Here is an 11,599-nt window from a genome sequence, read left to right as displayed (position 1 = left end):
GAGGTACGGAAGATCCGATGACAGAGTATTTGCTGATCCTGGTCAGTACTATCCTGGTGAACAACTTTGTGCTGGTGCAGTTCCTGGGCCTCTGTCCGTTCATGGGCGTGTCCGGGAAGCTGGAAACCGCCATGGGCATGTCGTTGGCCACCACATTTGTGCTGACGCTGTCATCGGTATGCAGTTACCTCGCCTACACCTACCTGCTTGCGCCGCTGGACCTGGCCTTCCTGAAGACGATCACGTTTATCCTGGTCATCGCGGTCGTGGTTCAGTTCACCGAAATGGTGGTGCGCAAGACCAGCCCCCTGCTTTACCGGGTACTCGGCATTTTTCTGCCCCTGATAACAACGAATTGCGCTGTTCTCGGGGTCGCCCTCCTGAATCTCAACAAGCACAACAACTTCGTCGAATCCGTTCTCTACGGATTTGGTGCGGCTCTCGGCTTTTCCCTCGTTCTGGTACTGTTCGCAGCCATGCGGGAACGCATCGCGGTTGCTGACGTACCAGTTGCCTTCCGGGGAGCGGCGATTGGCATGGTAACGGCGGGGTTGATGGCACTGGCGTTTTTGGGCTTTACCGGTCTGGTCACCGTCTGACGGAGCGTAGGTTGTTATGTGGACTGGCATTATCATCGCCGTTGTCGTTCTGCTGGCCCTGGCCCTTGTGTTCGGGGGGTTGCTCGGCTTTGCCTCCGAGCGTTTCCGGGTTGAAGGCAATCCCCTGGTAGACCAGGTTGATGCGCTCCTGCCCCAGACCCAGTGTGGCCAGTGCGGGTTCCCGGGGTGTCGCCCCTATGCCGAAGCCATCGCCAATGGCGAATCCATTAACAAGTGTCCGCCCGGGGGCGAAGCCACCATCAAGGCCCTGGCCGACCTGCTCGACGTCGAGCCGGAACCGCTGGATGCCGAGCATGGAGAGGAGCAGGCCAAGCGTGTCGCTGTTATCCGGGAGGACGAATGCATCGGCTGTACGAAGTGCATTCAGGCATGTCCGGTGGACGCCATCCTGGGGGCAGCCAAGCACATGCACACGGTGATCGAGAGTGAATGCACCGGCTGCGACCTCTGTGTCGAGCCCTGCCCCGTAGACTGTATCGACATGGTCACCGTTGAGCCGGACATCCGCACCTGGACCTGGTCACCGCCCGAGCCCGACATTATTGCGACCGACCGTCAGGGGGTAAGCGCCTGATGACACAGCTCTGGGACTTTGCCGGTGGCATCCACCCGGCCGAAAACAAACATCAGTCAACCCGCACTCCCATCCGGGACGCAGGCGTTCCCGAGTTACTTGTCCTGCCGCTTCAGCAACACATTGGCGAACCGGCGGAGCCATTGGTCGAGGTGGGTGAGCGAGTGCTCAAGGGCCAGAAACTGGCGGATATCCGCAGTGGCATCGGCGTACCCGTCCATGCCCCCACTTCCGGCATCATTGAGAGCATCACTGAACAGCCAGTGCCTCATCCATCCGGCCTGAATGACTGGTGCATTGTTCTGAGACCCGACGGTGAGGATCAGTGGCGGGAACGTCAGCCGATTACCGAATACCGGAGGCTGGAGCGGGAGGCGGTTCTTGAGCGGATTCGGGAGTCTGGCATTTCCGGCATGGGCGGTGCGGGCTTCCCGACCAACATCAAACTGCGGCCACCCAAGGATCGCAAGGTCGACACGCTGATCCTGAATGGCGCGGAGTGCGAGCCCTACATCACGGCCGACGACATGACGATGCGCGAGAAAGCGACCAAGGTCGTCGCTGGCCTCAAGGTCATGGCCTGGATCCTGCGCCCGGAGCGTTGCGTCATCGGCATTGAAGACAACAAACCCGAAGCCATCGAAGCCATCAGGGCCGCCTGCGAAGGAACCCAGATCGAGGTTGCAGTGATCCCGACCAAATACCCGTCGGGAGGCGAAAAGCAGCTGATCCGGATTCTGACCGGCCTGGAGGTTCCCAATGAAGGGATTCCCGCCGACATCGGCGTGATGTGCCAGAACGTTGGCACCGCCGTGGCCGTGGCACGGGCACTGTTTGAAGATACGCCACTGATTTCGCGAATCGTGACGGTCACCGGTGATGCCTTGCGGGAGCCGGGAAACTACGAAGCGTGGATTGGCACCCCCATCGAACACCTGCTGACAAAGGCCGGTGTCGACGAGGAAAAACTGAATCGTCTGGTGCTCGGCGGCCCGATGATGGGATATACGCTGACCACAACGGCGGTCCCCGTTACCAAGACGACCAATTGCATCATTGCGGCGACTGCTGCAGAGCTTCCCGATCCGCCAACGGAACAACCGTGCATCCGTTGCGGCCAATGCGCCGAAGTCTGCCCGATGGAGCTTCTGCCCCAGCAACTGTTCTGGTATTCGAAGTCCGAGGAATTCGAGAAAGCCGAACACCTTAACCTGTTCGACTGTATTGAATGCGGCGCCTGTTCCTACGTTTGCCCAAGCTCCATACCACTGGTTCAGTACTACCGCTATGCGAAGGGTGAAATCCGGGTCCAACGAGCCGAACAACTGAAGGCTGATCGTGCCCGTGAACGGTTCGAAGCCCGGAAAGCGAGGCTCGAACGGGAGCAGGAAGAAAAAGAACTGCGCCGCAAAGAGCGAGCCAAGGCCGCAGCGGAAGCCCAGGCCCGAAAACAGGCCGAGGCTGAACAGGCGGCGGAGACCGGCGACGCCACGGATGATCGCGCGGCCAAGGCAGCGCTGGTCCAGCAGGCTCTCGAACGCAAGAAGGCAAAGGCCATGGCGGGCGAGGCAAAGCCCGCTCCGGAACAAGACGACAAACCGGATATTGAAGCCCTTGAGAAGCAGCTGACCCAGGCCCGGTCAAAACTCGAAACGATGCAACGGATGCTCGATGAGGCAAAGGAACAACAGGCTGATAACGTCGATAAACTTGAACGCGCGGTCGCCAAGAACCACGATCGGGTGACCAGGGCCGAACAGGCCCTGCAGGAAGCCCGCCAGACCCTGTCAAGAAACACCGAAAACCAGACGTCCGATTAACCGAGCCAAGGCCCGACTCTAATGGCATTCGTTCAACAGTCTTCCCCACACGCCCGTAACGCCCGACCGACGTCGCGCGTCATGCTCTGGGTCATCATCGCTGCGCTTCCCGGCCTGCTGGCACAGGTCGGCTTTTTCGGATGGGGCAACCTGATCAATGTCGTCTGGTGCATCGCCGTTGCTCTGGGGTCCGAGGCCGCATTCCTTGCGCTTCGCGGAAAGCCGATCGCTTTCTTTCTCAAGGACAACACCGCGGCCGTTACCGGATTGCTGCTGGGCCTGTCACTGCCGCAGTTTGCACCCTGGTGGGTATCCGGTATTGCCGTGGTCACCGCCATCATCATTGCCAAGCAACTCTATGGCGGGCTGGGCTCCAACCCCTTTAATCCGGCCATGGTGGGCTACGCCCTGGTCCTGATTTCGTTCCCGGTGGCCATGACCACCAATTGGGCAGAGCCGTCCGGCCTGTTCAGCGGTGCGCCGGATTTCGTGGACACCCTGGGCCGTATTTTTTCCGCCTCCCAGACCAGCGTCGATGGCTGGACCATGGCCACGCCCCTTGATGAGTACAAACATCAGATCGCATCACACACGGCTGCGGAAGTTCTGAATCACCCTATGTTCGGCGATGGAATCGCCAAAGGGTGGGAATGGGTGAACCTTACCTTTCTGGCGGGCGGGTTGCTGCTTGTTTTCCTGCGGATCATTACCTGGCACATTCCGGCCGGATTTCTGGGTGGGTTGGCGGTTATGAGTCTCGCCTTTGGCAGTAACGCCGACCAGTACGCGCCCCTGACCCTTCATCTGCTGGCCGGCGGCACCATGCTCGGTGCGTTCTTCATTGCGACGGACCCGGTTTCTGCAGCGACAAGTCACCAGGGCAAGCTGATTTATGGCGCCGGAATCGGCATTCTGATTTACATTATCCGTACCTGGGGCAACTATCCGGATGCCGTCGCGTTCAGCGTGCTGCTACTGAATTTTGCCGTGCCATTCATCGATCACTACACGCCGCCACGCACCTATGGCCATCATAAGCCACGGCGTGGCGTACCGGGCAGGAATCAGGGGTAAAGCATGGCCGCACTTGCACAGTCCATTCGTCGTAGCGCCATTGGCCTCGGTATATTTGCCATCATTACCGGCGGTTCAATCGCCGTCACCCAGGCGCTCACACAGGAAAAGATCCGGGAACAGGCTGCCCGGGCAGAAGCCAGTGCTTTGTTCGAAATCTTTCCGGAGAGTGGCCACGATAACGATCTGTTGAGGGATACCGTCCAGTTGCCCGCCAGCGAACGGCTGGCAACGCAAGGGCCGGTTCAGGTCTGGGTTGCCCGGGATCAGGGAAAGCCGATCGGCTTCATCATGCCGGTGATCGCCCCGGAAGGTTACTCGGGAGACATTCACCTGCTGGTCGGGCTGGACCTTGAGGGCAAAGTGATCGGCGTGCGGGTAACGCGTCACAAGGAAACCCCCGGCCTCGGCGACCGGATCGAAACCAAGAAATCCGACTGGGTGATGGAATTCAATGGCCGATCTCTGAACAATACGCCCCCACCACAGTGGAAAGTAAAGAAAAACGGAGGGGTGTTTGATCAGTTCACTGGCGCCACCATTACTCCCCGGGCCGTCGTCAAATCGGTACAGAGTGCGCTGGTCTATTTCCGACAGAACCGAAAGGAAATCCTGTCCCGACTGGGGGCTTCAGAACGACCGGTCGGCCATTCAATGAGAAGGGGGCAATCCTGACATGGCAAGCAAAACTCCGGCAGAGATCGTCAGAGATGGGTTATGGGACAATAACCCGGCGCTGGTTCAGGTGCTGGGCCTCTGTCCGCTACTCGCCGTGACGAGCACTGTTGTCAACGCTGTCGGGCTTGGTTTGGCGACGTTGATGGTTCTGATAGGGTCCAATCTCGCCGTATCCCTGATTCGGAACTTTGTCAGCGAATCGGTCCGTCTTCCGGCTTTCGTGATGGTCATCGCATCGTTTGTCACCTGCGCCGAATTGCTCATGCAGGCTTACACCTACGAGCTCTACCAGATCCTGGGGATCTTCATTCCCCTGATCGTCACCAACTGCTCCATTCTCGGACGGGCCGATGCCTTTGCTTCCAAGAACCCACCGCACCTGGCCGTGCTTGACGGCGCCATGATGGGCCTCGGATTTCTCGCCGTTCTGATTGTCCTGGGAGGCATGCGGGAGCTTATTGGGCAAGGCACCCTGTTTGCCGACATGCAGCTCCTGTTTGGCCCGATGGCATCGAACTGGGTGATCCGTCCATTCGAAAACTACCCTGGCGTGCTGTTCATGGTGTTGCCACCCGGAGCCTTCCTGGGGCTGGGTTGCCTCATCGCCCTGAAAAACGCCATCGATCATCACCGGCAGGCAAAACGGGCCAAAGAGACGGCATCGGAGACCGTCAGTAGCGGCAGTAAACGGGTCCGTGTCACCGGAAACGTCTCATGATCCACTCAAAGAGCTCTTCCGGACGTCATGAATAAACAGAAACGCATAGAGATTTTTTCCCGCTTGCGGGAATCGAACCCCTCACCGACCACGGAGTTGAACTACTCCAGCCCGTTCGAACTGCTGGTGGCGGTTATTCTATCGGCCCAGGCAACCGATGTGGGGGTCAACAAGGCGACAGACCGTCTCTTTCCCGTTGCCAACACACCGGAAGCCATCCTGGCCCTCGGCGTGGAGGGACTGAAGGAATACATCAAGACCATTGGACTGTTCAACAGTAAAGCCGAGAACATCATCAAAACCTGCCGGATTCTGATCGACCAACACGGCGGTGAGGTTCCGGATAAACGTGAAGCGCTCGAGGCTTTACCCGGCGTGGGTCGGAAGACCGCCAACGTTGTACTGAATACAGCCTTCGGCCAGCCTGCCATGGCCGTGGACACACATATCTTTCGGGTTTCGAATCGCACCGGCATTGCGCCTGGCAAAAACGTGCTCGAGGTTGAAAACAGACTGCTCAGACTGGTCCCGAAGGAATTTCTCCAGGACGCTCACCACTGGCTGATTCTTCACGGCCGCTATACCTGCACCGCGCGTAAGCCCAAGTGCGGCGCCTGCATTATCGAAGACCTGTGTGAATTCAAGCAGAAGCGGGATTACCTCTGACCGGACACAAAAAAGCCGATGTGACGAATCACATCGGCTCTTGTTAGCTGCCGGGATCAACGCTTACCCAGCATCTCCTCTTTCAGGTCTTCCTGGGCCGGTTTGTCCGACAGCCAGATGCCGAATAGGGCCTTTTTGAAAGCCAGTCCGCCGATCGTATCTTTCATTTTGCCGTTCTTCAGCACGCGAACGCCCTCGTCGGGAACGTAAACCAGATCGAAGACATCCCCTTCCTTGATCTCGTCCTTGAAGACATCCATGAAGCGGTCAATCTCGTCCTGAACCGGCGCCATGTTGCCGTGGGTGGATGCTTCAAAGCCCTCCAGAGTTGCTTCGGTCATACGGTCACTGGTGATGAGACCAGAGATGATGTGGAGCGTGATCGCCTGGGGTTCGTCGGCGTCGATAACAGCCTGCCCGTCGCTTTCGGCCTGGGGAACGTAGAGACCGCCGACGTAGAGATCCATGAACCACTTGGAGCGGGTTCCTGCGCCATTGAGCTTCAGATCCGTTCCCATGGCCTGATAGGTTTCAGGCACATCCACACCTTCGATAGTGCGTGCAGAAACAGGGGCTGACAGGACCCCCGCCATCAGAAGTGATGCAACACCTGTCAACAGAGCCTTCTTCATAGTCCTTTCCTATTCAGTCGTTATTATTCACGTGTTTCATTCGTACCAGGTGACAGCCATATCTCCCCCGGTCCGCGCATTCTAGCAATGTCGCCGAGGGCCTTAGCGCAACCTGGTTCTCATTTGGACACCATGAAAACAGAAAAGCCGGCCCAGAGCACTGGCCGGCTTTTTCCCACGTCACGTCGCGAAGGATTATTTGAACAGAAGATTGCCAGAGAGTCCCTCTTTCTCAAGGATTTCCCTCAGTCGACGCAATGCCTCAACCTGAATCTGACGGACGCGCTCTCGAGTGAGGCCGATTTCCTGCCCGACTTCTTCAAGCGTGCTTACGGGGTAACCCCGAAGCCCGAACCGCCGGGACAGTACCTCCTGCTGCTTATCACTGAGCTGATCAATCCACTTCTCGAGACAAGAGCACATGTTGTTGTCCTGAAGCAGATCCGCAGGATCCGATGCTCCCTCGTCCGCCACAGTATCCAGCAGAGATTTTTCACCGCCGGATCCGATCGGTGTGTCCATGGATGCCACACGCTCGTTCAACCCCAGCAGTCGCTCGACATCTTCAACCGGCTTGTCGACCAGCCTGGCGATTTCTTCTGCCGACGGTTCGTGGTCCAGCTTCTGGGTCAGCTCCCGCGCTGCGCGCAAGTAAAGATTGAGCTCTTTTACCACGTGAATCGGCAGACGGATTGTCCGCGTCTGGTTCATGATCGCCCGTTCGATGGTCTGACGAATCCACCAGGTGGCATAGGTAGAGAAACGGAACCCCCGCTCCGGGTCAAACTTCTCCACAGCCCTGATCAGACCAAGGTTGCCCTCCTCGATCAGGTCCAGCAGCGTCAGGCCCCGGTTTACATAGCGTCGCGCGATTTTGACGACCAGTCGGAGGTTGCTCTCGATCATCCGCTTCCGGCCAGACTCTTCACCTTTCTGGGCCAGCCGCGCAAAGTACACTTCTTCTTCCGGTGTCAGTAAGGGTGAAAAACCAATTTCGTTCAGATAAAGCTGGGTGGCGTCGAGCTGCTTCTGGCTCGTAAAGTATCGCCCTTGCGTAGGGAAGTCCTGTTCGGCATCTCCCGCCGACGGCTTGGTCGCCTTGTCTTCCGCGAGCAGCTGATCCTCTGATTCCTCCAGATCCTCTACCCGATCAATGATGATGTCTTCTTGTTCAGCTGACATGTTTATTGCCCCGCCTCTCAATAATCCTGTATGAACGCCCGATACTTCTTTTTATTGCGGACACGTGTAGCTGTGTTCGTGTTTTTTCGTCAGGACATTTGTTGTTTGGCCGGCTTGAGCCGGTCACTTATTGTTATTTTTTCTGTCGCGGTTTCTGTCAGTGCCGTTGTTCGCAGCATCCCGGCTGCCAAACGCCGAATTAACGCGGAGGGAGATAATGGATGGGATCGACCGGATTGCCATTTTTCCGAATTTCAAAATGCAACATGGGTCTGTCCGCACCACTGCTTCCCAGTTCAGCGATAACCTGGCCGGCTTTTACATCCTCCCCTTCGTGCACCAGAATTTTCCGGTTATGGGCATAAGCACTTAGATAGTGCTCATTATGGTTCACAATAATCAGATTACCGTACCCTAGCAACCCATTCCCGGCATAGACCACATTGCCTTTGGCAGCGGCTTTGACCGGTTCGCCGGGTTTTCCGGCAATATCAATGCCTTTGTTGACTTTACCGGATGTTGAGTAACCTGCAATTACGGTGCCAGCGTGAGGCCATCGCCAATTCACGTGAGCCACGGTCTGGGTCCGTTTTTCCAGGGGCGCATCACGGTCAGCCGAGCGGGTTACCTTCGGTCGGGGAGCTGAAGCCGGGGTCTGTACCGGAGGCGGTCTGTGCCGAGTACTGGCTGATGCGGTATGGCCCGATGATGATCCGGAGGATGTGACCGTTCCGCGAAGGTCCAGGCGCAGCACCTGCCCTGCTTCGATGGTCCAGGGTGGGCCGATGCCATTGGCACTGCCAAGTTCCCGGTAGTCCCTGCCGTATCGCCACGCGATGCTGTAGAGGGTTTCGCCGGGCTGAACGACGTGCCGCCCCCAATAGACCGGCGGATTATAAAGATCGTCCTGATAGATGGCGGAGGTGTTGCAGCCCCCCAGCATGGACAGGGCGATTCCCAGAATCAGAATTTTCAGAGCACGAGTGAAGGGGCAGGTACCGGAGGGGAACCGAAGCATGACCGGACAGGCGGCGTGGAAGCATCCACGAAAGAATCTCACAGAAATAAAACTGCCCCAGTTATAATAAATCCGTATAAAACGGACAATGAATCGATGCAGATTCTAAAGTTTTAAAAGTAACTTGCTAATTTATTGCACATTTTCCCTCGCAATCCAAGTTACACACCAACCGGGGGTGTTACCGTCCGAAACATTATTTTTGTGCGTCAGGTAACACTTCTGCGAGAACCGAGCCATTCAATTCCAAGAACCAGGGCCAGTCCCAGGCAAGCCATGACCAACGCCACCAGCAACTGGGGGTCTTGCCCTGTCACCTGATGAAAGGTTTCGGGACTGACACTAAGCTCCGTTAAAGGCACCCGATCCCCGGAATGATTGATCCGCCAGCTCAGGGTCTCCTTCCAGGGCCAGACCTTGTTGAGCGCACCAATCATGAAGCCGGTCAGCAGCGCCATCACATAATCGTGGAAATGATGGAAAGCCCAGGTGATCAGGCGGGCAATGGACAGCAGTCCCAGAAGGCATCCGGCACCGAACAGCAACAGAATACCGAAATCACCGGATTTAACAGCGCCAAGAACCGGCGCGTACATGCCGATGATCAACAAAATGAAGCTACCGGATATCCCCGGAAGGATCATGGCACAAATGGCGAGTGCCCCCGCTCCGAAAAAAGCGAGGGAGGACGGTGAAACCTGGCCTGCCGAGAGGGTTGTCACCCACCAGGCGACTGCCGTGCCAGCCAGGAGGGGCAAGGCGAGTGGCCATCGATATCGACGGACCTGGCGTCCGACGTGCCACACCGAGGCAATGATCAGCCCGAAAAAGAAACTCCAGATCAGTACCGGATAATTCATCAGCGCAAAGGTAATGGCAGACGCCAGGGTAACCACGCTGGTCAGAATGCCGGCCAGGAGACAAACAAGGAATGTCCCGTCCGCCTCCCGCCAGAAGGCTCCGAGCCTGCCGCGAACCAGGTGGCGGAAGAAAGCCACCGGCAACGCGCTGATGGCTTCCAGCAGCCGGAAATAGATGCCGGTAATAAAGGCAATCGTGCCACCGGATACTCCGGGAACGACGTCTGCCGCGCCCATTGCAACACCCCGGATGAATACACCGAGCGGGCGCTGGTTCGCCCCGTCAAGGTTGGATGAACTTGATCTCTCCGTGTCGGACACTGTCACCGGATGACTCCCCCGAGCAGAGGTACAAAATGTACCGGTTCCAGTTCACGGTGTTCGAAACGATCACCACGGCGAATCACTTCCACCAGCATTTGTGTTTCCTCTCCAACAGGCGCAATCAGAACGCCGTTATCAGCGAGCTGTTCAAGCAGCTCCCGGGGTACTTCTATCGGTGCCGCCGTCACGACGATACCATCAAAAGGGCCGCGCTCAGGCCAGCCCATTCCACCATCCGCATGTTTCAGTTGGACGTTCCGGGAACCCAGTTGTCGGAGGCGCTCCCTGGCCCTGTCCTGCAGTGGCCTGATTCGTTCAACACTGCAGACCTCAGGAACCAGGTGCGCCAGAACGGCGGTCTGATAACCGGAGCCTGTCCCGAGTTCCAGCACACGAGCCGGCTCATGCGCCATCAGAATCTCGGTCATCCGGGCGACAATATAGGGCTGGGACAGTGTCTGGCCATACCCGATCGGGAGCGATGTATCCTCGTAGGCGCGATGAGCCAGCGCCTCGTCCAGGAAAATATGACGGGGAACGTTTCCAATGGCTTCCAGAACGCGCTCGTTTTCAATGCCGCCCTCCCGAAGCCGCTGAACCAGACGCATGCGAGTCCGGCGGGAGGTCATGCCAATACCCTGGAGCTGAGCACTCATTGATCGGTTTCTCCCCCGAAGCCGAGGCCGTCTACCCAGTCGCGGAGAGATATCAGTGCCTCATGCCGGGTCATATCAATGTGTACCGGAGTGATGGACACATACCCCTCGCGGACTGCGTGGAAGTCGGTACCGGGTCCGGCGTCGCCGCCGGCACCTGCCGCTCCTATCCAGTAACGCTGCTTACCCCGGGGACACGTCATGGGAACCGCACCTTCCGCACGCTCCCGGTGGCCGAGGCGCGTCACACGAATACCTGCAATCCTGTCCCATGGCAGGTCCGGCACGTTGACGTTGAGTATGGAACGGGGACCGAGCTCCAGGGGCTGACGCTGCTCCAATAGCAAACGCACAACATGGGCTGCGGTCTCATAATGAAAGTGGCCATCATTCACCAGGGATACCGCAATGGCAGGCAATCCGAGGTGCCGTCCTTCCGTTGCTGCCGCTACCGTACCCGAATAAATGATGTCATCACCGAGGTTGGCGTGGGTATTGATACCGGAAATAACCCGGTCGAAAGGCTGCTCGAACAGACCGTTGACAGCAAGATGCACGCAGTCTGTGGGTGTCCCGTCTACCGAGCGAAAGCCGTTGGGATGCGTCTCGACAGTCAATGGACGGTTGAGGGTCAATGCGTTACTGGCGCCACTGTGGTCACGGTCAGGGGCAACCACTTCCAGATGCCCCAGACCCTGAAGCCCCTCATACAGAGCTACGAGCCCGGGCGAATGTACACCATCATCATTCGACAAGAGAATGCGCACTGTGTTCTCC

Annotated in this window: 13 protein-coding genes; 7 read left to right on the top strand and 6 right to left on the bottom strand. The window is 57.7% G+C overall.

Annotated features, from left to right (window positions below):
* The first annotated feature begins 17 nt into the window (after positions 1–17).
* Genes rsxA through nth form a run of 7 tightly spaced genes read left to right on the top strand, consistent with a single transcriptional unit; the run spans position 18 to position 6,150 of the window.
* Positions 18–599, top strand: a complete 582-nt coding sequence (gene rsxA, locus MSNKSG1_RS04045) for an electron transport complex subunit RsxA (RefSeq protein WP_008937971.1) — start codon at positions 18–20, stop codon at positions 597–599.
* Between the two features lie 16 nt (positions 600–615).
* Positions 616–1,194, top strand: coding sequence for an electron transport complex subunit RsxB (gene rsxB, locus MSNKSG1_RS04040; protein ID WP_008937970.1), 579 nt, complete (start codon positions 616–618; stop codon positions 1,192–1,194).
* Entirely contained in the window at positions 1,194–3,014 is a 1,821-nt protein-coding gene (gene rsxC / locus MSNKSG1_RS04035; RefSeq protein ID WP_008937969.1) for an electron transport complex subunit RsxC, read from the top strand. The genes rsxB and rsxC overlap by 1 nt, the downstream gene beginning before the upstream one ends.
* A 21-nt stretch (positions 3,015–3,035) precedes the next feature.
* Complete coding sequence (gene rsxD / locus MSNKSG1_RS04030) at positions 3,036–4,088, top strand: electron transport complex subunit RsxD (protein WP_040886633.1); 1,053 nt, start codon at positions 3,036–3,038, stop codon at positions 4,086–4,088.
* 3 nt (positions 4,089–4,091) lie between these two features.
* The gene (gene rsxG, locus MSNKSG1_RS04025) at positions 4,092–4,763 is read left to right on the top strand and encodes an electron transport complex subunit RsxG (protein ID WP_008937967.1); all 672 of its coding nucleotides are present in this window, start codon (positions 4,092–4,094) and stop codon (positions 4,761–4,763) included.
* Between the two features lies 1 nt (position 4,764).
* A complete protein-coding gene (locus MSNKSG1_RS04020; protein ID WP_008937966.1) occupies positions 4,765–5,484 on the top strand; it encodes an electron transport complex subunit E in 720 nt (239 codons plus the stop codon).
* Between the two features lie 27 nt (positions 5,485–5,511).
* Entirely contained in the window at positions 5,512–6,150 is a 639-nt protein-coding gene (gene nth / locus MSNKSG1_RS04015; protein WP_008937965.1) for an endonuclease III, read from the top strand.
* A gap of 56 nt (positions 6,151–6,206) precedes the next feature.
* Here nth and MSNKSG1_RS04010 read toward each other — a convergent pair whose 3' ends face one another.
* The 6 genes from MSNKSG1_RS04010 to surE form a co-directional block, all read right to left on the bottom strand.
* Positions 6,207–6,782, bottom strand: coding sequence for a chalcone isomerase family protein (locus MSNKSG1_RS04010; protein ID WP_008937964.1), 576 nt, complete (start codon positions 6,780–6,782; stop codon positions 6,207–6,209).
* 195 nt (positions 6,783–6,977) lie between these two features.
* Complete coding sequence (rpoS, locus tag MSNKSG1_RS04005; protein ID WP_008937963.1) at positions 6,978–7,964, bottom strand: RNA polymerase sigma factor RpoS; 987 nt, start codon at positions 7,962–7,964, stop codon at positions 6,978–6,980.
* A gap of 199 nt (positions 7,965–8,163) precedes the next feature.
* Positions 8,164–8,982, bottom strand: coding sequence for a peptidoglycan DD-metalloendopeptidase family protein (locus tag MSNKSG1_RS04000; protein ID WP_008937962.1), 819 nt, complete (start codon positions 8,980–8,982; stop codon positions 8,164–8,166).
* 209 nt (positions 8,983–9,191) lie between these two features.
* Positions 9,192–10,079, bottom strand: a complete 888-nt coding sequence (locus MSNKSG1_RS03995; protein ID WP_008937961.1) for a DUF368 domain-containing protein — start codon at positions 10,077–10,079, stop codon at positions 9,192–9,194.
* A gap of 86 nt (positions 10,080–10,165) precedes the next feature.
* A complete protein-coding gene (locus MSNKSG1_RS03990) occupies positions 10,166–10,822 on the bottom strand; it encodes a protein-L-isoaspartate(D-aspartate) O-methyltransferase (protein WP_008937960.1) in 657 nt (218 codons plus the stop codon).
* Positions 10,819–11,589, bottom strand: a complete 771-nt coding sequence (surE, locus tag MSNKSG1_RS03985) for a 5'/3'-nucleotidase SurE (protein ID WP_040886631.1) — start codon at positions 11,587–11,589, stop codon at positions 10,819–10,821. The genes MSNKSG1_RS03990 and surE overlap by 4 nt, the downstream gene beginning before the upstream one ends.
* Positions 11,590–11,599 lie beyond the last annotated feature (10 nt).

This window comes from Marinobacter santoriniensis NKSG1 (assembly GCF_000347775.1).
Taxonomy (GTDB): Bacteria; Pseudomonadota; Gammaproteobacteria; order Pseudomonadales; family Oleiphilaceae; genus Marinobacter; species Marinobacter santoriniensis.
This window is presented reverse-complemented; position numbering and strand designations above follow the sequence as displayed.

Bases quoted from the DNA above. Each gene is read 5' to 3' on its own strand.
- rsxB (WP_008937970.1), top strand. From the start codon at position 616: ATGTGGACTGGCATTATCATCGCCGTTGTCGTTCTGCTGGCCCTGGCC.
- rsxD (WP_040886633.1), top strand. From the start codon at position 3,036: ATGGCATTCGTTCAACAGTCTTCCCCACACGCCCGTAACGCCCGACCG.
- MSNKSG1_RS03995 (WP_008937961.1), bottom strand. From the start codon at position 10,079: ATGGGCGCGGCAGACGTCGTTCCCGGAGTATCCGGTGGCACGATTGCC.
- MSNKSG1_RS03990 (WP_008937960.1), bottom strand. From the start codon at position 10,822: ATGAGTGCTCAGCTCCAGGGTATTGGCATGACCTCCCGCCGGACTCGC.
- rpoS (WP_008937963.1), bottom strand. From the start codon at position 7,964: ATGTCAGCTGAACAAGAAGACATCATCATTGATCGGGTAGAGGATCTG.
- MSNKSG1_RS04020 (WP_008937966.1), top strand. From the start codon at position 4,765: ATGGCAAGCAAAACTCCGGCAGAGATCGTCAGAGATGGGTTATGGGAC.
- MSNKSG1_RS04010 (WP_008937964.1), bottom strand. From the start codon at position 6,782: ATGAAGAAGGCTCTGTTGACAGGTGTTGCATCACTTCTGATGGCGGGG.
- rsxG (WP_008937967.1), top strand. From the start codon at position 4,092: ATGGCCGCACTTGCACAGTCCATTCGTCGTAGCGCCATTGGCCTCGGT.
- rsxA (WP_008937971.1), top strand. From the start codon at position 18: ATGACAGAGTATTTGCTGATCCTGGTCAGTACTATCCTGGTGAACAAC.
- nth (WP_008937965.1), top strand. From the start codon at position 5,512: ATGAATAAACAGAAACGCATAGAGATTTTTTCCCGCTTGCGGGAATCG.
- MSNKSG1_RS04000 (WP_008937962.1), bottom strand. From the start codon at position 8,982: ATGCTTCGGTTCCCCTCCGGTACCTGCCCCTTCACTCGTGCTCTGAAA.
- rsxC (WP_008937969.1), top strand. From the start codon at position 1,194: ATGACACAGCTCTGGGACTTTGCCGGTGGCATCCACCCGGCCGAAAAC.